The 18,523-nt window shown below is 66.4% G+C and carries 23 protein-coding genes, 1 tRNA gene and 1 pseudogene; 7 read left to right on the forward strand and 18 right to left on the reverse strand.

Features of this window, described 5'->3' with window-relative positions; all coding sequences use genetic code 11:
- Positions 1-107: 107 nt before the first annotated feature.
- From ACGF8B_RS28775 to ACGF8B_RS28790, 4 genes are all read right to left on the reverse strand, one after another.
- Positions 108-338, reverse strand: coding sequence for a zinc ribbon domain-containing protein (locus tag ACGF8B_RS28775; RefSeq protein WP_392744213.1), 231 nt, complete (start codon positions 336-338; stop codon positions 108-110).
- Positions 339-365: 27 nt separating this feature from the next.
- Positions 366-956 (reverse strand): DUF4383 domain-containing protein, encoded by a 591-nt coding sequence (locus tag ACGF8B_RS28780; RefSeq protein WP_392744216.1) that lies wholly within the window; start codon positions 954-956, stop codon positions 366-368.
- A 363-nt stretch (positions 957-1,319) separates the two neighbouring features.
- Entirely contained in the window at positions 1,320-2,687 is a 1,368-nt protein-coding gene (locus ACGF8B_RS28785) for a hypothetical protein (protein WP_392744219.1), read from the reverse strand.
- Positions 2,688-2,758: 71 nt separating this feature from the next.
- Positions 2,759-3,523, reverse strand: a complete 765-nt coding sequence (locus ACGF8B_RS28790; protein ID WP_392744221.1) for a DUF4097 family beta strand repeat-containing protein — start codon at positions 3,521-3,523, stop codon at positions 2,759-2,761.
- A 200-nt stretch (positions 3,524-3,723) separates the two neighbouring features.
- Here ACGF8B_RS28790 and ACGF8B_RS28795 point away from each other — a divergent pair.
- Positions 3,724-3,798 (forward strand) — tRNA-Val (locus ACGF8B_RS28795).
- A 68-nt stretch (positions 3,799-3,866) separates the two neighbouring features.
- Here ACGF8B_RS28795 and ACGF8B_RS28800 read toward each other — a convergent pair.
- From ACGF8B_RS28800 to ACGF8B_RS28840, 9 genes and pseudogenes are all read right to left on the reverse strand, one after another.
- Positions 3,867-4,880, reverse strand: a pseudogene (locus ACGF8B_RS28800) (tyrosine-type recombinase/integrase); the annotation flags it as partial.
- Between the two features lie 144 nt (positions 4,881-5,024).
- Positions 5,025-5,261: a hypothetical protein gene (locus tag ACGF8B_RS28805; protein WP_392744224.1), complete on the reverse strand. Its 237-nt coding sequence runs from the start codon at positions 5,259-5,261 to the stop codon at positions 5,025-5,027.
- 1 nt (position 5,262) lies between these two features.
- Positions 5,263-5,592 (reverse strand): SpdD protein, encoded by a 330-nt coding sequence (locus tag ACGF8B_RS28810; protein WP_392744227.1) that lies wholly within the window; start codon positions 5,590-5,592, stop codon positions 5,263-5,265.
- A 12-nt stretch (positions 5,593-5,604) separates the two neighbouring features.
- Positions 5,605-5,790 carry a mobile element transfer protein gene (locus tag ACGF8B_RS28815; RefSeq protein WP_392744230.1) on the reverse strand — a complete coding sequence of 62 codons (186 nt, stop codon included), beginning with the start codon at positions 5,788-5,790 and terminating at the stop codon, positions 5,605-5,607.
- A 20-nt stretch (positions 5,791-5,810) separates the two neighbouring features.
- On the reverse strand, positions 5,811-6,500 hold the full coding sequence (locus tag ACGF8B_RS28820) for a DUF2637 domain-containing protein (RefSeq protein ID WP_392744233.1): 690 nt from the start codon (positions 6,498-6,500) through the stop codon (positions 5,811-5,813).
- Positions 6,501-6,581: 81 nt separating this feature from the next.
- Positions 6,582-6,764, reverse strand: coding sequence for a hypothetical protein (locus tag ACGF8B_RS28825; protein WP_392744236.1), 183 nt, complete (start codon positions 6,762-6,764; stop codon positions 6,582-6,584).
- 84 nt (positions 6,765-6,848) lie between these two features.
- Positions 6,849-8,201 carry an FtsK/SpoIIIE domain-containing protein gene (locus ACGF8B_RS28830; RefSeq protein ID WP_392744239.1) on the reverse strand — a complete coding sequence of 451 codons (1,353 nt, stop codon included), beginning with the start codon at positions 8,199-8,201 and terminating at the stop codon, positions 6,849-6,851.
- A 2-nt stretch (positions 8,202-8,203) separates the two neighbouring features.
- Positions 8,204-8,533, reverse strand: a complete 330-nt coding sequence (locus tag ACGF8B_RS28835; RefSeq protein ID WP_351724003.1) for a hypothetical protein — start codon at positions 8,531-8,533, stop codon at positions 8,204-8,206.
- Between the two features lie 135 nt (positions 8,534-8,668).
- Entirely contained in the window at positions 8,669-9,448 is a 780-nt protein-coding gene (locus ACGF8B_RS28840; RefSeq protein ID WP_392744242.1) for a GntR family transcriptional regulator, read from the reverse strand.
- An 18-nt stretch (positions 9,449-9,466) separates the two neighbouring features.
- On the opposite strand from ACGF8B_RS28840, the gene ACGF8B_RS28845 reads away from it, so the two are divergent.
- On the forward strand, positions 9,467-9,931 hold the full coding sequence (locus tag ACGF8B_RS28845; protein WP_392744635.1) for an NUDIX hydrolase: 465 nt from the start codon (positions 9,467-9,469) through the stop codon (positions 9,929-9,931).
- A gap of 6 nt (positions 9,932-9,937) precedes the next feature.
- Here ACGF8B_RS28845 and ACGF8B_RS28850 read toward each other — a convergent pair whose 3' ends face one another.
- Positions 9,938-10,777, reverse strand: coding sequence for a nuclease-related domain-containing protein (locus tag ACGF8B_RS28850; RefSeq protein WP_392744245.1), 840 nt, complete (start codon positions 10,775-10,777; stop codon positions 9,938-9,940).
- 575 nt (positions 10,778-11,352) lie between these two features.
- A complete protein-coding gene (locus tag ACGF8B_RS28855; protein ID WP_392744248.1) occupies positions 11,353-13,173 on the reverse strand; it encodes a DUF262 domain-containing protein in 1,821 nt (606 codons plus the stop codon).
- Positions 13,174-13,391: 218 nt separating this feature from the next.
- On the opposite strand from ACGF8B_RS28855, the gene ACGF8B_RS28860 reads away from it, so the two are divergent.
- Positions 13,392-14,456 (forward strand): HNH endonuclease, encoded by a 1,065-nt coding sequence (locus ACGF8B_RS28860; protein ID WP_392744251.1) that lies wholly within the window; start codon positions 13,392-13,394, stop codon positions 14,454-14,456.
- Positions 14,457-14,992: 536 nt separating this feature from the next.
- On the forward strand, positions 14,993-15,232 hold the full coding sequence (locus ACGF8B_RS28865) for a hypothetical protein (protein WP_392744254.1): 240 nt from the start codon (positions 14,993-14,995) through the stop codon (positions 15,230-15,232).
- A gap of 252 nt (positions 15,233-15,484) precedes the next feature.
- Here the strand turns inward: ACGF8B_RS28865 and ACGF8B_RS28870 are convergent, their stop codons facing one another.
- Complete coding sequence (locus ACGF8B_RS28870; protein ID WP_392744257.1) at positions 15,485-15,895, reverse strand: hypothetical protein; 411 nt, start codon at positions 15,893-15,895, stop codon at positions 15,485-15,487.
- A 40-nt stretch (positions 15,896-15,935) separates the two neighbouring features.
- Positions 15,936-16,559: a hypothetical protein gene (locus ACGF8B_RS28875; protein ID WP_392744260.1), complete on the reverse strand. Its 624-nt coding sequence runs from the start codon at positions 16,557-16,559 to the stop codon at positions 15,936-15,938.
- Between the two features lie 97 nt (positions 16,560-16,656).
- On the opposite strand from ACGF8B_RS28875, the gene ACGF8B_RS28880 reads away from it, so the two are divergent.
- Positions 16,657-16,941 carry a hypothetical protein gene (locus ACGF8B_RS28880; protein WP_392744263.1) on the forward strand — a complete coding sequence of 95 codons (285 nt, stop codon included), beginning with the start codon at positions 16,657-16,659 and terminating at the stop codon, positions 16,939-16,941.
- A gap of 80 nt (positions 16,942-17,021) precedes the next feature.
- On the opposite strand, the gene ACGF8B_RS28885 is transcribed toward ACGF8B_RS28880, so the two are convergent.
- On the reverse strand, positions 17,022-17,096 hold the full coding sequence (locus tag ACGF8B_RS28885) for a 50S ribosomal protein bL37 (protein WP_015034725.1): 75 nt from the start codon (positions 17,094-17,096) through the stop codon (positions 17,022-17,024).
- 203 nt (positions 17,097-17,299) lie between these two features.
- Between ACGF8B_RS28885 and ACGF8B_RS28890 the strand changes: the two genes are divergently transcribed.
- Both ACGF8B_RS28890 and ACGF8B_RS28895 read left to right on the forward strand, forming a co-directional pair.
- Positions 17,300-17,944: a hypothetical protein gene (locus ACGF8B_RS28890; RefSeq protein ID WP_392744265.1), complete on the forward strand. Its 645-nt coding sequence runs from the start codon at positions 17,300-17,302 to the stop codon at positions 17,942-17,944.
- A 125-nt stretch (positions 17,945-18,069) separates the two neighbouring features.
- Positions 18,070-18,504, forward strand: coding sequence for a hypothetical protein (locus tag ACGF8B_RS28895; protein WP_392744268.1), 435 nt, complete (start codon positions 18,070-18,072; stop codon positions 18,502-18,504).
- Positions 18,505-18,523: the final 19 nt, after the last annotated feature.

Consider the following 18,523-nt stretch of genomic DNA (forward strand, 5'->3'; position numbering starts at 1 on the left):
GTGCCCCGCTCTCGGGCCGGGCCCGGGGCGCTCGCTCTCCGGCCGGGTTCGGGGCCCCGTTCTCAGGGGCCGGGGCAGGGGCCCTGTTCTCAGCCGCAGCAGCGTTCTCAGCCGCAGCAGCCACCACCACAGCAGCCGCCCCCACCACCGCCACCGCCGGCCGACGGGGCGGCGGGGGCGGACCTGGCGGACGACCCGCCGACGGCCACGGTGGAGAGCAGCTTCACGGTGTCGGCGTGTCCGGCGGGGCAGGAGGCCGGGTCGGACGACTGAGCCATCGGACGGCTGATTTCGAACGTGTCTCCGCAGGAGCGGCAGCGGAATTCGTAACGAGGCATGGCCCCAGGCTAACCGCGACCCCGCCCTCAGAGGTCACGCCGGACGGCCGGCATCGGCGGCGTGGCAGCCCTCCGGCTCAGCAGCATTTCCCGCTCCGCCTCCTCGGGATGGCGCGCCCGCCAGTACGGGTTGTCGTGCGGAAGGCCGCCGCTGACCCGTCCGTACATCCCGAAGACCATCAGCATCAGGCCGACCACGAAGCTGAACAGCACGTTCTGGATGCGGAACGCGAGGAAGTTGTAGTCGGTCTCCAGCAGCGCGAGATTGACGAAGCCGCTGAGGATGAAGGCGATGCCCAGAATCATGTTGAGCGTCGAGGCGAAGTTGCCGCCGATCACCATCCCGATGAACAGGAGCAGGCCGACGCAGATGGACAGGACGCTCAGGGCGCCGTTGGTGTTGAGACCCGCGACGGTGGCTCCGCCGGTGTTGAAGAACCCGATCTTGTCGATCAACCCCAGGACGCCGAAGGCCAGCAGCACCAGCCCCATCAGCCCCGCCCCGACCCGGTAGACCTGGCTGAGCCGGTGATCGACCGGCAGATGCTTGTCGAGCCGGGTGGCCTTGCGACGGCGGGGGGCCCGGTGCCCCGTGGAATGCAGCACATGGGTGGCCATGGCGGTCGTCTCCTTCGGGCGTACTACCAGGATCCGCCCAAGGCCCTGCCACCGCACACCAGAGCCCTACGACGTGCTGGCACGCAGCCGGCACGACTCGTCCGGCACGACTCATCCGGCATGCCTCGTCCGGCGAGGCTCCACCGCACGACTCCTCCGCCACGGTTCTTCCGGCGCGGCATCCCCGCACTGTTCCCCCGGAGCGGTTCCTCCGCCACGGCTCGTCCGTCACGGCCAGTCCGGCGCGGCTCGTCCGTCACGGCCCGTCCGGCGCGGCTCGTCCTTCACCGCTCCTCCGCCACGGATCCTCCGTCCCCGTTCAGGCGCCTGCCCCGCGTGGCTGTGCCGCGCAACCGTCCCCGTTCAGGCGCCTGCCCCGCGCTCCTCGCGGATCTCGGAGACCACCCGCGCGGCTGTCCGCCGTACCGCCTCGGTCTCGGTCAGGAAGTGCCAGTAGTCGGGGTGGCGTCCGTCGAGCGCGACGACGGCGCGATCGAGCCGGGCCACGGCATCGTCCAGCGGACGGGCATGGCGCGGATCGGGCGTGCTGCGGCCGTCCATGGCCAGGCGCTGGGCGTCACGGACCGCGAACCGGGTCCGCTGGATCTCCTGCTGCGGGTCCTTCGCCACCGCGTCCAGCCGGTGCAGCCGGTCACCGGCCGCGGAGACGGCCTCGTCCGTGGCGTTCAGCAGGGCGCGGACCGTGCTCAGCCGGGACGTCGCATCGGCCCACCGCTGCTCATCCCGCGCCTGGACGGCTTCCTTCAGCTTCTCCTCGGCCTGCCGTACATTGACGGCCGCCTGCTCGGGCACGGGCTGGAGATCCTGCCAGCACGCCGCGGAGAACCGCCGCCGCAGCTCGCTCAGCACCGGCTCCACCGAGCCCGCACGGGTGGTCAGCGCCTGGGCGCGCGTACGCAACGACACCAGCCGGTGGTCGATCTCGGCGGCCCGCTCGGGCAGCTTGTCCGCTTCGGCCCGCACCGCCTCCGCGTCGCGCAGCACCTGGTCGGCGCGCTGCAGGGTCTCCGCGACGCCGTGCCGTCCGGCGCCCTGGTTGAGCTTGGTCAGCTCGGGAGCGAGAGCCGCCAGCCGGGCCGCGAGATCATCCGCCCGCAGCCCGGACGCGCGCACCGCGTCGAGCGCGTTGCTCGCACCCAGCAGGGCCTGCCGGGCCCGCTCCACGGCCGGTGCGAGCCGCGCGAGCTGCGTCTCCGCACTGCCCAGCAGCGGACCGAGCCCCTGCGCGAACCGGTCCAGCTCGGCCTTGACCCGTACCAGCTCGTCCTTGGCCGTGGTCAGCTCGGCCCGCGCGCGGGAGGCGACCGAGTGCTCCAGATCGTCCCGGTCCAGGTCGTGCGCGTCCACTGCCGTGATGTAGGTATGGCTGACTTCGTCGATCCGCCGGCCGAGAGCGGCGAAGTCGTCCACGGCCTTGCGCGCGGCGGGCGAGCTGTCCACCGCGGTGATCGTCTCGATCGAGATCCGCAGATCGCGCTGAGCCGTGTCCAGCTCGTAGAACGCCGACGCGGCGGCGTCCTTCGCGGCCTGCGCCTCGGCCCGCTGACTCTCCCCGCGTCCGCCGAACCAGCGTCTCGTACCACCACCCGCGAACGCGGCCGGCAACACGGCAGCCAGCAGCGGCACCGGCAACAGCATCAGCACAACGACGTCCCTGACGGCGGAACCACCACCCGCTCTCGTCCGCGGCTGTGCGTGTGTCGCCGTCACATCCCTCTCCCGTGCCGTTTCGCCCTGCCCGGTACATTCTCCCACCAGGTAAGGACGAACACACGGGCCGGTTAGTTCGCGCTTCGGACGGTGACTTCACCGTTGTCGCTCCGGGCCTTCACCACATGACGGCTGCTGTCGCCGCGCGGCACGTCCACCGAGGTGTGCCCGTTGTCGGCAGCGGCGTCCACCGCGTACTTCACGGAGCCGCCAGGAAGACCGATGGTGATCGCCCCGTTGTCGCTCTCGGTGTCCACGAGATCCGGCACTGCGGTGAACCCCAGCCGGATGCTGCCGTTGTCGGACCGCGCCGACACGGACCGGGCCGAGATCCCCTCGGCGGCGATGGCACCGTTGTCGCTGGCCAGCTTGAGCGGCCCGGTGGAGTCCCGGACGGTGACCTTGCCGTTGTCGGCGGTGAGCGTGAGCGGCGTACGGAACCCGGAGGCGACGATCTTCCCGTCGTTCCCCTCCACGACCACCGCCACGCCGCGTGGCACCTTCACCTGATGCTCCGCGGCACAGTCACTGATCAGCGCATCGCACTTCACCGCGAGCGTGAGGGTGTCGTCCCGCATCTCCCACCGGGGTTCGGGCCCGTCCCCGAACATCACCCAACCGTCGACCCGGCGGGTCACCTCGACCTTCTGCACATCGGCCGGCACAAGCTCCACCGACGACTGCCCGGAACGGATGGTCAGAGTCTTCCCGCCCAACGCGAACGACTTGTGCTCGGCAGGCGCGTCGCTCACGTCCGTACTGCCACAGCCGCTGAGCACGAGCGCCATGAGTACGGCGCCTCCGGACGCGACGAGAGCACGGGTGCGAATGGCCACGATGATCTTTCCCCCAGGTCGAACGGCACGTGCACCCGACGGTGCGAGCTTCACCGTACGTACCACCCCGCCCCCGCCGGAATCCGGACGGCCACCGTATGCGGGTGGGGATATCCCCCGCACGGGCCCGTCGTCCCCTCGCCGCCGGGAACCGTTTGTGACCACAGGCCGTAGTCCATGTACGCTGTTGCCTCATCCACGGGTGCGTAGCTCAGGGGTAGAGCGCTGCTCTTACAAAGCAGATGTCGGCGGTTCGAAACCGTCCGCGCCCACCAGTACGAAGGCCCCCGACCGATCATGGTTGGGGGCCTTTGACATCTACTTCTGACATCAACGGGCGCGATCACCCACGGTCGGGCCGCTGCCGCTTCAGCATGCGGTCCAGATGACTCACTGCCTCGCGCTGCGTGTCCTGGACGACGTGGGCGTAGATGTTCATCGTGACCGCGATCTGACTGTGCCCGAGGATCTCCATCACGACGCGGGGAGCGACGCCGGCGGCGGTCAGCAGGGTCGCGCATCCGTGGCGGGCGTCGTGCAGCCGGATCACGCGAAGCCCGGCGGCCTTGGCCACGCGGGTGAACGAGCGGTACAGATTGCGCGGCTCGATCGGCCGACCGGTGCGCGTGGTGAAGACGTAGCCGGTCTCCTCCCACTGATCACCAGCGGCTTCACGCATGACGGCTTGGCGCAGCCGTTGCCAGCGGAGGGGAGCGACGCAGAGGGCGGGCAGGGGGAGGGTCTGCTTCCTACGCCGGCCCTTGGGATCGTCCTCGTATGCCTCACCGCGGACACGCTGTCGCTGGGTACGAACCCGGATCTCCCGCTTGTCGAGGTCGACGTTCTCCCATCGCAGCCCGACGATTTCCCCGCGCCGGAAGCCGAGCGCGATGGCGAGGACGAAGGCCGCGTAGAGCGGATCCTTCCGAGCGGCCGTGAGGAAGGACAGGGTCTCGTCGAGAGACCAGGGCGACAGATCCCGGGGCGCGGCGGACGGGGGCTCCACCAGGGTGGCCACGTTTCGCATGACCAGTTCGTCACGGCAGGCGGCGGTCAGGGCGGTACGCAGGACGCGGTGGGATTCCTTGGCCGTTGCGGCGGTGGTCTGCTGCTCCAGGCGGACGAGGAAACGCCGGACGTCAGCGACGCTCAGCGATTCAAGGCGCTTCGAGCCGAGCATAGGCACGAGGTAGAGGCGGATGTGTGTCTCGTACTTCGCGTAGGTCGTCCGCTTGCGGCGAGGCTTGATGATGTTCTCCAGCCAGTACGGCAGCCACTCGGAGAGCTTGGCCGACCGCGTGGGCACGGGCACGCCCTGGTCCACCTTGGCGAGCAGGTCACGGCGCTTGGTGTCGCATTAAAGCCGTCGCAGTGGCCGCAGATCGGCCGGGGCAGGGTGTGCTGGTGCATGATGGGATCTCCCTTTCGGGTCCGTTGGATCTGGATGGGTGGGGCGCCCGGGGCGGCGGTTCTTTGGCGAGAGAGCCGCCCCGGGAGCCGGTTACTTCTGGGAGTCGTCGGGCAGGGCGAACCAGCCGTCGGCCCAGTCGTCCTGATCGAGACCGGTGGGCGTCCACCTGTCGGAAGGCATTCCGGCGGTGATGAAGCCGAAGGCGATGCGGGCCTTCGGCCCGGGGAATTCGCTGATGGCAGTGCACTTGAAGTAGCGCCACTGCTCGGGTGCCTTGTAGCGGTCGGGGCGCCAGGCGTAGGTCGTGCCTAGGGTGAAGAAGTCCATGTCAGTTGCCTTTCTGGTTGTTGAGGAGCGAGCGCAGGACCACGGCGCACAAGGCGACCGAGGCGGCGGTGATCGCGGTGGCCAGGAGCATGGAGACCAGGACCGCGCCCACGACCAGGACCACGGCGGTTCCGCCAGCGGCTGCGACGATCAGCGAGCCCGGGGTGATCTGAACGGTCGGCCGGACGGGCGGAGTCGCCGGGGCCGAGACGGGGGCGGGAGCGTGGTGGCAGTCGCAGGCCGGCGGGTGCACGAGGCCGGTGAGCGGCGGGACGAGGGACGCTGCCGTGGTGGGGGCGGTGTCCGGGGTGGGATACTTCGGATTGAACATGACGTGCTCCTGTCAATTGCAGCGGTGGGTTTTGGCGGCGAGTTCGGCGGCGGCCCGGCCGTGATAGTCGGCGGAGAAGTTGCAGCCGGGGGCGGTGCAGGCGGCGGTGTGCTTGGTGCGGCCCCGGCCGTCGTAGTGGGTGCCGACCTGGACGGGACCGATACGGACCACGTTGGTGAAGCGATTCGGACGCGGCATGGTGTGAACTTCCTTTGTTGTCAGGCGAGTTGGGCGGCGATGGAGTCGGCCAGCGGTGCGGGGATACCGAGGCGGGCGCGCAGGGTCTCCGTGTCGATGTGGTTGCCGGTCGTGGCGTGGTGGGTGTTGGCGAGCTTCCGGGCGTGATCGAGCAGCGCCGGAGGAACCGCAGTTGCCACAGCAGCGGCCGGGACCGGGCCCGGGGCCGGGCCGAGGGCCGGCGGGAGTTCGGGGGCCAGTTCCGGGGTGCGCTCCACCGTGACTTCCGGGACCGGTTCGGGTGCCGGAGCAGGCAGCGGTGCGGCCGGTTCGGGCAGTGGTGCGGCCGGTACGGTTTCGCCCGGGCCCGGTGTGGGGGTGTGAGCGAGGAGTGTTCCGCCGAGGAAGGCGAGGGCGGGCCAGCCGGCGACGAGGATGCGGAGCCAGGCAGGAGTGTTGCCGAGGTCGAGCATTCCTGCGGTCGCGATGTTCGCGCCCAACGATGCGGTCAGGGCGATGACGAACCAGACCCAGGCAGGGCGGTTGCCCGCTCTGACGCGCATGCGGCGCCAGGCGGCGACCAGCAGCAGGTCCACGCTGATCGGGTAGGCCCAGGCCTTCCAGCCGTCCTGTCCGGCTGCTTCGGCAAGGTCATGCAGGTGCGAGAACGACAGGGCGCCGGCGATGACTGCCTGGACCAGTACGGCGTCCAGGCGGATGGTTCGGGACATCGGATTTCACCTCCGGTCCGGGGTGGTGCCGGGGCCGGGCGGGATTCGGTGGTAACCGCCCAGCACCCGGAGCAGCGGGGGTCAGGCGTCCGGGTCGGTGCCGGTGCCGAAGCAGTTGAGGCAGAGGCCGTCCTGCTGGCCGACAGGGCGGTGCTTGCGGCCGACGCGGACCGTGGTAGGGACGTTTCCGGTCCCGCCACACGGAATGCAGGGGGTCGGCTCGGCCGTGTGCTTGGGCTTGGTGGTCCGTTTGGTGGTGGCCATGGCGGTGGATTCCTTTCGGTTCCGGGCATGGGCGGGGTAGGGACCTGGCGCGAGAGGTCACGCCAACCGGGAAGGTGCGGGGTGTTACTCGGTGACCGGCACCGGCTTGACCAGCGGCGCAGTCGGAGCCGGGGTGGTGCGGACGACCGGGCGGAACGGGGCCAGTGCCTCGATGTCCGGGGTCAGGTGCGCGTACTCGCGGCAGATCGCGACCGCGTCGGCGGCGCTCAGTTCCGGGGTGCGGATACGGGACCAGCCGCCGGAGGAGTCGCCGGCCACCGCCACACCGGGACGGTCCGGGGCGATCGTGGTGACCGCGAAGACCGCGTCCGGGGCGATGTCGCCCAGGCCCATATCGGCGGTCTGCTTGTCGTTCACGCGGTGCACCACACGGCCGGTGAGCTGGGCACGGAGCATCGTGGCGCCCTTGCCGAGTTCCGAGCCGAAACGCTGCCCGCAGATCTCCAGATAGATGCCGACCGCGCGGGCCATCTGCGCGAGACGCACCAGGCGCATCACCATCTGATCGCGCCGTTCCTCATCCTTCTTGACCGCTGTCAGGAACAGCTCGGCCACCTCATCGACCAGGACGACCAACGGCACCGGCCGCAGCTTGGCGGGCAGATCCCACAGGTCCGAGACCTCGTGGGCGCTCAGGATGTCGAACCGGTCCTCCATCTCCCGCACGAGGACCTCAAGCAGGTTCGAGGCTTCGTCCGGGGTGGTGGCCAGGGCGGAGAGGCGGGGTGCGTAGCCGCGTTGTTCGACACCGCGTTTGCAGTCGATCCCGACCAGGGCGACCGGGAGTTTGGCCAGTCCGGTGATCAGGTTGCGCTGGTACATCGACTTGCCCGACTGATTCGCGCCCAGGGTCAGGCTGTGCGGGATCTTCTTGTAGTCCCGGACGAATGCCGTCCCGTCCTCCCGCAACGCCACCGGCACCACCAACGGGCCCGAGGCGACCTTGCGGGGCAGCCGGCGCGGCATCTTCACCCGCCGCAACACGTCGTACCCGGTCATCCGCAGTTCGACGAACCCGGGCTTCACCTCGACCACGTGGACGGAGTGGACCCCCCAGGCGTGCCGCAGCCGTTCCGAAGCAGCCGCCACGTCCGCAGGCTCCAGACCGGCCGGGAGACGGAGTATCGCCCGCATCCCGGTTGAGGAACCACGGACCCGGCGCACTCTCGGGGGGACCGGCTGGACATCCTGGCGACGGGTCACGTTGCGGACCATGAACGCCCGCAGCCTGGACGGCTGAACCGTCAGACCGCACACATCCATCGTCGAGCGGTACGTAGCCGCGAACCGGACCCTAGCCACCGGCAGACCCACCAACGACCAGAACACCCGAGGCGCGTGCCCCTTCGCGTATCCGAGGCCGCCGGCAGCCGATAAGGCCCCGGCCGTCTCGATCAGCGTGGACAGGTCCGGCATGATCAGGCACCCGCCGTGATCGCTACCGCGCGGAAGCTGATTCCGTGCCGGGTCTGCCCGTTGAACGTGTTCTCCCAGTCCCGCGCCTTCAGCCCGATCACCGTGACCGGCGTCCCCGGGGTCAGGCTCTCCGGGACCCCCGTGCTCGGCACCGTCACCTGGTAGAGGTTGCCCTCCCCCTCATCCGAGATCAGCAGGCCCACGGTCGCGAGCGGGGCACCGGTCTCCCGGTCCATCGCTACTTCACCGGTCTGCTTGCTCACGAGCTTCGGAGTCGGAGGCGTCGCAACGAACACGACAGCAGTCGAAACGTCAATCTTGAAGGACGGCATGACTTCTCCTGTAGAAGAGAGGATCTCCGTCACTCATGTACATGAGTGATAGCTAGAAGAGTGCATGAGTCCTGTACATGAGTCAACCCGCCACGAAAAAGAATCTTGTGGCGGGCTGTCTCTGCTGATGCTCTGTCAGTCTCCGGCTGGGAAGCGGTAGTCCAATACGAACTGGTCAGCGGCCATGATCGTGTCGCATACCTCGACAACGCGGCCAGAGTTCGTTGCCGCACTTCTTACGAGATGAATCACGGGGGACCCCGGACTCAGCGCCAGTGCGGACGCCTCCGGCTTGGACGCGAGACGTGCCCTGACAGTCTCGGTGAACTCCGAGAGGGTGTGCCCACGATCTTCTAGCCGTGCGTAGATCCCGCCGCCGCCGGGGTTCTCGGCGAACATCTCTGGGATGTCCTTCACCACGTCCCAGGGGAGATACGAGGTGGCTTCCTCGGTAGGGACACCGTCCCGGAAGTACCGGCGCTTGCGTGCGAGTACCTGAGTGCCGGCCGAGATGTCCAGCCGCTCCGCGATCTCCTGCGGTGCTTCTACCGGGCCGATGAAGAGGACGTTCACGGACGGCTTGCCGCCGGATTGCTCGGTCTCCGCGAGGTAGGCCGCCTTGCCTGCCTTCCGGTGAGACCGGCGGAAGCGGTCCGAGGACTTGCGCTGTACCGGAGGTCGAGACCGGACGAACGAGCCCCGCCCGTGATGAGTTTCGATCAGCTGAGTCGTACGTAGTTCAGCGACTGCCTTGCGTACGGTCCCCGAGGCCACGCCGTAGCGGTCCATGAGCTCCGTTTCGCTTGGCACAGCGGCCCCAGCAGCCAGAGCTCCCGACCGGATCTGCGCCGCTAGGTCGTCTGCGATCTGGAGATACTTCGCCTTGGCCGAAGAGGCCACTTCACTACTCGCCATAGTCCTTCTCAGTCTCCTATTCTCATGTACATGAGTAACAGTCGCCCCGAGATCCCGTCAACGCCGCTCCACTCCGTGTCCGTAGCCGGGGTGGTGGTCCGCGAGGACGGGCGAGTCCTCACGATCAGGCGAGCCGACAACGGAACGTGGGAACCGCCGGGGGGCGTGCTCGAACTGTCCGAGGCTCCGGAGGCCGGAGTTCGCCGCGAGGTATACGAGGAGACCGGGATCAAGGTCCAGGTCGACAGGCTGACCGGCGTCTACAAGAACACGGCCCGGGGCATCGTCGCTCTTGTCTTCCGGTGCCACGCAGAGGGCGGTCAGGAGCAGCTTTCGGAGGAGTCCACTGCGGTCGAGTGGCTGACCCCGGACGAGGTGACCAGCCGTATGGCTGAGGTCTACGCAGTCCGCGTCACCGATGCACTGCTGAACGATGCGCCCCACGTCCGAGCGCATGATGGCAGGAAGCTCGCCAGCCGCTGAGAGCCGTCAGAGAGAGCCAGACCAGGAACGTTGGTCACGCGCCACGGCGTATACGGCTTCCACCTGCTCAGGCAGCAGGGCTCCGGCCAGGGGTGCCAGACTGGCCAAGGCTCGTTCGTCGATCGCTCTTACATCGTGCAAGGAGGGCACCACGGTTAGGTCGGCCGGACGAACGAAGACGAGCAACGGGTTGACTGCGACAGGGAAGTTACATCCTCGTTCGAGTACGTCCCTCACGATCTCAGCCTCGCGCCGACTGCTCCGGAGGTACGGGCGCCCTTTCCCGTGGTTGATGCGGACTGCATGGTCGCCAACCCAGACCGACTTGTTGCGATGGTTCTTTGTGTTGATCGAGAAGACACCGCCGGGCCCCACCAGCAGGTGATCGATATCCCAGGTTGGAGACAGTGGTACGGAATGCAGTGCACGCCAGTCATGGCGGGGCAACCGCGCCAGCTCTCGACTGACGACGCGTTCACCCCGAAGTCCGGCTCTCCAGGGATCGGCCTCAGTCGGGCGGCGCAGAATCCATGAGAGGTAGCGCTCTACCAGGCTCGGCGAAACTTCCTTGATCTTTTCCCGCAGCGCGTCACCGGGTCGCCTCAAGGCTAGGTCGTACTCGGGGGGAGGGGGGAGGGGCGTCGATGTGACCGCAACGGGCGCGGTCGTCGCACGGGCCATGTAAGGGGCAAGGACGTTCAGGATTGGCAGGCGTAACGCCTCGTCCTTGATCTCAATATGCCCAGTTTGCCGATCGAACCATGCCACGGCTGTTCCATCTGGTGTGTTCACGTAGAGCCGGTCCAACCCATGGCGCTTCCAACTGGATACCCGCAACTCAGCCATGCCCGCCCCCAGCAGCCGCCTGCCCCGTAACCACCATCGGAGCAGGAGCAGACCTATGCCGCAAGACCGCCCTGTCGCCACGGCTCCGCGAGCTGTTACAGGTTTCTCTACCTCATCAAGGCACCCGGCTGCGCTCCGCTCCGCCGGGCGCGCTTCCCGGCTCTGGCTGCGCCCGCGCTCCTGCCTTCGGCCCGCTCGGCGCTGCCGCCGCCGACGCGCGCCCGCAGTGGATGGGCCGGTAGGGCATGAGACGAGAACCAAGCCCGCGGCTTCAAGACGATGCCTCCGGCGGGGGCGCTCAGACTCCGGGATGGGAGGGGCGCCGTTCGCGGGTGCCGGCGGATTCGTGGTGAGCGTTGTGGGGCTCCCATCCCGACCACCTTCGACCCAGGCAGAGCCGAGCAGTCGCGGCCCAGGGCGTCAAGGTCGTTCGTACAGTGGCGCGCTCCACCTTGACGCCCTGAACCACGCCCGCTCCACGGTGTGTGGGTCGAAGGCGGACGGGATGGGAGCCGGGGTGAGTGGTGGGTTGATCGGGGCCCCCGCAGCCTATTCGGCATATAGGCCGGCCCCATCTATAGCTTCCAAACTCGGTCAAGCGCGTCGGCCGCCAAAAAACGCGATCTTGCCTCGATCTGGGCATCAGACGGGAAGGCGTCGGAGTTCGCTTCCCACGCTTCGAGCTCCGTATCGAAAAATGCCCTTCCCTTCCTAAGCGCCTCAGCCTTAGAGGACAACGGTGCATCCCCAAGGGCACTGTTTAGACGGTTGGTGAGTAGCGTCAGATTTCCAATCGAGTAGACCGGGTCGAGATGGTTCTTGGAGGCCACGGACTGAGGCTTGATGTGCTCAATTGACCAAGTCGCGAGATTTTGCCCCGCGGGCAATAGCCCTTCCAGTTTTGCAAATGACATCAGCACATAAGCGATAAAGATTTTACGAGATCGGAGCTTCTGCGCCTGATTCAACTGAAGCGACGGTGCGTAGAACAGCGAACAAAATGCTTGAACAGATCTTGTGCGGTCGGGCAGGCTTGTACGCAGTTTTTCTTTGAGATCCTCGATAGCCACCGCCACCTCGGTGGAGGATGTGGCGCTCTCCAAGCGAACAGCAAAACGGTTATACCGGCTTCGAGTTCCGCCAGTAGATCCGCTATTCGTGAGCGCTGTGTACTGAAAATGGAAGGCTTCAACTAGCCTAAGAACTTCGACTACCTGCGATTGCTTGAGCAACCTTGTTTCGTGGAACTTGCGAGCCACTGCAAGTACCGTCGAGTTCGCTACGGAGACGTTGAAAAGTGCAAGCGCGCGAACACTGTCAACGAACTCTGGAACGGCGAACGCATTTCGTAGGCCACGAGATTTCGGCTGCACCTGTACATTTTCAGCCTCAAGCCATTGATAAGTTTCCGCATCGCGTTCGAGTTCCCGCAGATATGAGAGATGTGCGTCCGGGCCTGTACTCACGATACGGCTAATCGCTTTGAACAGTTCAGGCTCCTTTACCGCCTCGCGGCGAGAGTTCCAGGACTGCCAAATGAACCTGTCGACGACATCTGCGCTGACGCGCCCTAGTTGAACACTGTCTACTACTCTTTCCCAGCGACTTGCAACCGCCCCTCTGTCCTCGGCCTCTGTAGAACTGCCGCGAATCAGGAGATTCTTGACCAGGTCTGACAGCCGCAAGTCTGATCCACGCGTATTCAATGTTTCGAAGACCAAAAAGCCGTCTTCCTCGGACGCCAGCTCAACCTGAATCACGCGCGCTTTCAAAGCGTTTGAGCGAATCAATTTGAGATGCTCAACTTGCCCATCTGGCGTCAATCCCTTGAGGGCGGAGAGGATTTTGTCCTCGAAGAAGGAACGCGCCTCCCCAATTCGTTCGGCACTCTTATTCCACTTTGCCCCCGATGGTATGGCATTTGGATTCTGGATCTCTTCGTAAAACATGCTCTCGGGTCGACGCAAAACTGGATGGCTCTTACCGTCATCGTCCTTGACGACCAAATACTTTTGTGTGCTTAGGGCCTGGCTGCTGGCTACGTCGGCATCAAATCCGGCGACGTTGGCGTACTTAGTAGCTACTTCGTCAAGTGCATCACGCACAACGGACAAAAGGATTGCGCTCGTGGTTAGCCGCTGTTGACCGTCAATAATGGAATAAGTATCGCTAAATAGGTCTCTTTTCTTGCTGACCCAAGTTACCGTGGATCCGAAGAAAAAGTCGCCCTTCGCTAGGATCACGTCGTCCCAAAAATCGACGAGCTGATCACGCGACCAGCTGTATGGGCGCTGGAAATTGGGGACTTCGTAAAGGCATTGCTGAAAGCAGGTCTGTATGGTCTTCGTCTTACTCTCAATTGGAATAAGGTCGCTGCTCGGATTCGCCTCGGACATTCCTAGCCTCCATGCCGTCCGCTAATGACTCTGCTGCGAACGGTATCGCAAGACCGAGCGACTTGGTATACGTTTTGGATGAAGAGTCAACAGCTCGTACTGCCTGCCCTGCAGGCCTGCCCCCTGGCCCGGCGCTGAAGCTGCTATTGGTGGCGTGAGTCACCGCTGTGTGTCGAAGGGGCGAGAGTGTAGCCATGGCTCGGCCCTACGATCCTCCTATGCGAAGAGGAGCGATCACGCGAGAGTCTGTGCTCAAGGCCCTGGCGGAGCACGACGAGTTGGGGCGTGAAGCCTTCCTGTCGAAGTACGGCTTCGGGGAGGCGCGGTCCTATGTCTTGGTTCACGACGGTCAGGCGTATGACTCCAAGGCCGTCGCCGGCGTGGCCCACAAGTGGGATCAGGGGCGGGCCCTCACTCGGGACGAGTTCAGCGGCGGGAAGGAGCATGCCGCGGCGTGGCTCAAGCGGGTGGGCTTCCAGGTCAAGGCCATCAAGAACCCGGACTGGGCTCGCGACGAGATCATCCTTGCCTGTCAGCTGGTGATGGAGAAAGGTTGGAAGGGGTTGGACGCTGGGGACGGCCGGGTAGCGGAGCTATCCGCTCTGCTCCAGCTGCTTCCCATCCACGCCGAGGCGGACCGCAACGAGAAGTTCCGCAACCCCAACGGTGTCGCGCGTAAGACGTTCGACATCGCCACTCGGCACCCGGAGTACCGGGGGAAACCCACCAACGGTGGCGCACTGGATGTCGCGGTGCTGCATGAGTTCCTTGCCCGGCCGCAGGAGATGACCGAGGCCGCGAGGCTGATTCGGCACGGCATCGCCGCCGGCGACTTGCAGTCCTTCGCGCCGACTGAGGAAGAGGAGTTCGGCGACGAATTCAGCGCACCTGAGGGGCGGCTGCTTATGCGCTGGCACAGGGCGCGCGAACGGGACAAGGGCTTGCGCAAGAAGAAGATAGCTTCCGTTCTTCAGCGTGGCGGACAGCTCGCTTGTGAGGCTTGCGGCTTCAAGTTCGAGAAGGTCTACGGGGACCGCGGTGCCGGGTACATCGAGTGCCATCACGTCCTTCCGCTCCACGTAGCTGGGGAAAGCCGGACCAAACTCAGTGATCTTGCCCTCATCTGCGCCAACTGTCACCGCATGATCCACCGGCAGGCGCCATGGCCGACTCCCGAGGAGCTGCGAGCCTCGATTGCGCAGAAGCATGCAAATGACAGGCGTGCTGCCGCGGCTTTGTCGCGACCGCGCAGGCCGGCTGACGAGCAGATGCCGAACCCGTGAGCTGACATCCACTCCTGACATCAACGTCGGCGTACAACGGCAGCCATGGGGAGCCCGGGACGGCAGCCATGGCGGAGACCGCCAGGTGCTTAGGTCCCTCCGGCCGAACTTACAAAGCAGATGTCGGCGGTTCGAAACCGTCCGCGCCCACCAGCAGGTAGAACGACAAAGGCCCAGGCCGCCGGTAGTGAACCCGGGTGCCTGGGCCTTGCTCGTTGCTTTGTGTTCGTGGCGGGCACGGGTGTTGTGTCGTCCATGTGCCGGGGGTCTCCGAGCTCATGGATGTCTGCCGGCCGTGCCCTCTTGATCTGCTCATGGATATCGGGCGTCGCCCGGTCCGACGGGTGTCGGTACCAGCACTCTTGATGCGGTCCCGAGAACCAATCCGGGGTGAAGGACATGCCTCCGGGGCAGGTCAGACTCCGGGGGACGGGCGCTGTTCGCGGGTGCCGGCCGGGGGCTGGCGAGCGTCGTGGGAGTTGGGGTGCGTGGTGGGTTGGTGTACGTGGCGACGGTGTGTGGCTACAGTCCCAGACATGAAGGCCGGGAGATCGAAGCGGTTCGGCGTATCGTTCATGGCGGTGGTCAGGCACGTTGTGCGACGTCCGTTGCTCGTCCTGGTACTCCTGTCCATCTGTGTGGGGACGACCGCTCTCCAGCACGCGCTGCCGCAGCCATGGGACGGCCTGCCTTTCGGCTTCGGTCTGCTCGCGTGCATATGGTCGATCTCGCTGACTTTTCCTCGAAGCCAAAAGGATCAAGAAACCGACGGCTGAACGTGCCTGCAACGCAGCCGACTCGGCAGCATTCCACGGTGAGACACGAGGGACTTCGACATCCACCGCTGACATCAACGGCGTTGGACGGAGGTACATGGATACCTTTGTCCGGTCGCCGGGGTGGCGGGACCTCGGGGCCACGTCGGCGACGACCACACTGCCGAAGCAGATGCCGACAGTTCGAAACCGTCCGCGCCCACTGGTGCGGAGGCCCGGTCATGGTTGGGGGCCTTCGGCGTACCACTCCGCTCAGGTACTGCTGTGGGCGAGCCCGCGCGGTCGAGGCCGTCGGGTTGGAGAGCGCGGATGGCGGCCCGGTGGCAGCCGCTTCTTTCGGAACACAGGTGGCGTCACAGCGAAGTTCGCGCCGCCGTAAAGGGATTCGTAGACGATCTCGATCACAAGGCGTCGGGTGATGAGATCCCAGAACCAATCGTTCTCGTCTTCGCCGAACCCGGCCAGTGACAACAAGCAGGTGGACTGCCCGGCCAGTACCACGGCGCCCGGGCGTAAGGAGTGCGCCTTGGACTCTGTGGGGAACAGGCTCACTACGCGTTGCTGCGTGTGGTAGTCCCGCTGTCCGATGGCCTCTCCGTCCAACCGCACCACCGAACTCGTCACGATGGCCGGTCCGAGACCGGCATCGACCACGCTGAGCACCTGCCGAACGAGAACGGCTCCTGACCGCCCACCGCGGGAGTCAGCCTTCGAACCAGACGACCAGGCGGACGCCCTCGGCGCCGTGCAGGTTCGACAACGTGCGCATGATCGACCAGACGGCACCCCAGTCGCTGTCCGGTACGGAGTGGCTGCGGCGGAGGCGGCCGATATGGAAGAGGCGGTTGCCGTCCGGCCACTCGGTTCCTTCGGGGTGCGCGCTGCCTGCGCGGTGAAGGGCGTGGGGGTCGGTGAGGCCGGAGAGCTGGGCGAAACGGGTGAGGCTGGAGTTGCGGCCGTACATCTCCCAGGAGCCGTCAGGGATCCGGCGGTACTCGTGGACGCATTCGTCCACCTCGTTCGCGGCCTCGTCCCAGTCCACGGCCGACAGCTCCGCCCACGTGATCCAGGACGCACCGAAAGCGTCCGGGCTCCAAGGCTCGATGGCGGCGGAGACGTCCCGTGACATGTCCGGAGGGAAGCCGCGGTGGTCGGCGAGTGGGCGGAAGGAGGTGGTGTCGCGTACCCCGAACAGGGAGCCGAAGGCAAGGTAGGAGCGGCCGTTGTAGAGATGCGCGAGGTCGATGGCCTTCTCCCAGCGGCGGTCGTCCTCGTCCAGCCACCGATCCCACCGGCACTCGATGAAGCCGTGAATGTCTGTTCCCATGCCCGGAATTGTGCTGCGTCGGGGTGTGGCCGGCGACCGGGTTCTGGTCTCGGCCCGTAAGCGCGGCGGCCGTTGCGCCGGCAGGCATCATCGACGGGTGACGAGTGGACAGCTACCAGCAGGGTGGACTCTGGAGGAGATCCGCAGAGTCTCCGGTGACCGGGAGGCGACGGTGCTCGACAGCGATCGCTGTGTGACGTGGCTGGGGTGGCCGGCGGAGGACGAACGGCTCCGGCCTGAACTCGTCCTGGGATTCCATGGGTTGTGTCTGGTGAAGCCCGTCGATGACGACGACTGGTACATGGGGAGTCTGGACGACGACGGCAGCGTCGAATGCTGGAGTGCCTATGCCGATTTCAACGAGGCGTTGCGCGGTCTGTAGTGCCCGAGGGGGCCGGTGGCGGCTCGGTGTTCGGTGCCCTGGGAGACATCGGCGCTTCCCAGGGCACCGCGTGGTTCGGTTCAGGCGTTGGGGCGCTTGCCGTGGTTGGCGTTCTTCTTCTTGCGGGCGCGGCGCTTGTTGCCTCGCTTGGCCATGGGATGCCTCCCTCACCTGGGGGTTTCATGCCTTGGCCAGTTTAGGTTCGGGGTGTCGGAGGCGCATCAGCGGAGCGGGCGGGCGGTGTTCGTCGGCCGGGTTGTTCATGGCCCCGGTTCGTGGGGCCTCCCCGGGGATGGGCGAGTCCGTGGACGTCGTAATGTGTCCTGGTCACGTCAGTTATGTCCCAGGGGGGATGCACATGTCGTACGGCTATCCGCCACCCCAGCCCGGTCAGGAGCCCCAGCCCGGTTCCGGGCAGATGCCTCAGCCGCCCCAGCAGGCGCCGTCGCCCTATGCGCAGTGGCCGCAGGCGCCGGGGCCAGGGACGTATGGGTATCCGCAGCCGGTCAAGAAGTCCCGCACCGGGTTGATCGTCACGTTGTCGGTGCTCGGCGGGGTGGCCGTGTTGCTGGTGCTCGGTGTGCTGATCGCCGTGGCCGGTGGTGGGGACTCGCCCTCGGCCAGGTCGAAGCCGTCGGCGGTGGAGGGCACGGAGAGCGGTGCGCCCGGGCCGGGGGATGCCTCGGACGCGCCCACGGAGGTGCCGGCCCTGGAGGGCACGGACGGTGAGGGCGATGTGCGGATCACCCGGTGTGCGGTGGACTCGTTGACCGAGTGGCCGGATGCGGATGTGGAGATCGTCAACCACGGCGACGTCCAGGCGTCCTACATCGTGTCCGTGGAGTTCGTGGACGGGGACGGCACGCGCCGGGCCTCGGGGCTGGCGACGGCGACCGATCTGGCGGCGGGGCAGAAGTCGGTGCAGAAGGCCCAGGGGCTGGGGAAGGTCCCGGGCAAGATGACGTGCAAGGTCTCCAAGGTGACGCGGCTTCCCTCGTCGTAGGGACGGACGGACAGGCGCCGGCCGTGGCAGGTTTCACCCGGATGGGTGCGTCCGAGTGGTTCCGTGGATGGGCGGCGCGCAGGGTCGGTTCTGTCTCGCAGTCCCGATCCGGCCAAGGAGTTCCGATGGCTCACACAGCGCCCACGCCCGGTACCGCCGGTTCCGCCGGCCAGGGGGATCTCAATCCCTGGGCGGCCAGCGGAATCGTTTTTGCCGGTGTTCTGCTGCTCGTCGACGGTGTCCTCGGAGTGATCAAGGGCATCTCCGGCATCGCCACCGACGACGTCTACGCGCACGTCAGGAACTACACGTTCAAGTTCGACGTGACCTCCTGGGGGTGGATCCACCTCGTTCTCGGCATCGTGCTCGCCGTCGTCGGCTGGGGCATCCTCAAGGGTGCCGAATGGGCTCGTGCCACGGGTGTGGTGCTGGCCGCCATCAGCGTGATCATCAACTTCGTCTGGCTGCCGTACCAGCCGATCTGGGCGATCATCTCCATCGCCATCGACGTGTTCGTGATCTGGGCCCTGTGCACGGAAAGCTCGAAGGCGGTCATCTGAGGGAGGCGGGGGCCGGGAG

The sequence above is a fragment of the Streptomyces sp. NPDC047917 genome (assembly GCF_043204345.1).
In the GTDB taxonomy this organism is placed as follows: Bacteria; Actinomycetota; Actinomycetes; order Streptomycetales; family Streptomycetaceae; genus Streptomyces; species Streptomyces sanglieri.

Bases quoted from the DNA above. Each gene is read 5' to 3' on its own strand.
- ACGF8B_RS28775 (WP_392744213.1), bottom strand. From the start codon at position 338: ATGCCTCGTTACGAATTCCGCTGCCGCTCCTGCGGAGACACGTTCGAA.
- ACGF8B_RS28780 (WP_392744216.1), bottom strand. From the start codon at position 956: ATGGCCACCCATGTGCTGCATTCCACGGGGCACCGGGCCCCCCGCCGT.
- ACGF8B_RS28805 (WP_392744224.1), bottom strand. From the start codon at position 5,261: ATGGACTTCTTCACCCTAGGCACGACCTACGCCTGGCGCCCCGACCGC.
- ACGF8B_RS28810 (WP_392744227.1), bottom strand. From the start codon at position 5,592: ATGTTCAATCCGAAGTATCCCACCCCGGACACCGCCCCCACCACGGCA.
- ACGF8B_RS28815 (WP_392744230.1), bottom strand. From the start codon at position 5,790: ATGCCGCGTCCGAATCGCTTCACCAACGTGGTCCGTATCGGTCCCGTC.
- ACGF8B_RS28820 (WP_392744233.1), bottom strand. From the start codon at position 6,500: ATGTCCCGAACCATCCGCCTGGACGCCGTACTGGTCCAGGCAGTCATC.
- ACGF8B_RS28825 (WP_392744236.1), bottom strand. From the start codon at position 6,764: ATGGCCACCACCAAACGGACCACCAAGCCCAAGCACACGGCCGAGCCG.
- ACGF8B_RS28830 (WP_392744239.1), bottom strand. From the start codon at position 8,201: ATGCCGGACCTGTCCACGCTGATCGAGACGGCCGGGGCCTTATCGGCT.
- ACGF8B_RS28835 (WP_351724003.1), bottom strand. From the start codon at position 8,533: ATGCCGTCCTTCAAGATTGACGTTTCGACTGCTGTCGTGTTCGTTGCG.
- ACGF8B_RS28840 (WP_392744242.1), bottom strand. From the start codon at position 9,448: ATGGCGAGTAGTGAAGTGGCCTCTTCGGCCAAGGCGAAGTATCTCCAG.
- ACGF8B_RS28850 (WP_392744245.1), bottom strand. From the start codon at position 10,777: ATGGCTGAGTTGCGGGTATCCAGTTGGAAGCGCCATGGGTTGGACCGG.
- ACGF8B_RS28855 (WP_392744248.1), bottom strand. From the start codon at position 13,173: ATGTCCGAGGCGAATCCGAGCAGCGACCTTATTCCAATTGAGAGTAAG.
- ACGF8B_RS28860 (WP_392744251.1), top strand. From the start codon at position 13,392: ATGCGAAGAGGAGCGATCACGCGAGAGTCTGTGCTCAAGGCCCTGGCG.
- ACGF8B_RS28865 (WP_392744254.1), top strand. From the start codon at position 14,993: ATGAAGGCCGGGAGATCGAAGCGGTTCGGCGTATCGTTCATGGCGGTG.
- ACGF8B_RS28875 (WP_392744260.1), bottom strand. From the start codon at position 16,559: ATGGGAACAGACATTCACGGCTTCATCGAGTGCCGGTGGGATCGGTGG.
- ACGF8B_RS28890 (WP_392744265.1), top strand. From the start codon at position 17,300: ATGTCGTACGGCTATCCGCCACCCCAGCCCGGTCAGGAGCCCCAGCCC.
- ACGF8B_RS28895 (WP_392744268.1), top strand. From the start codon at position 18,070: ATGGCTCACACAGCGCCCACGCCCGGTACCGCCGGTTCCGCCGGCCAG.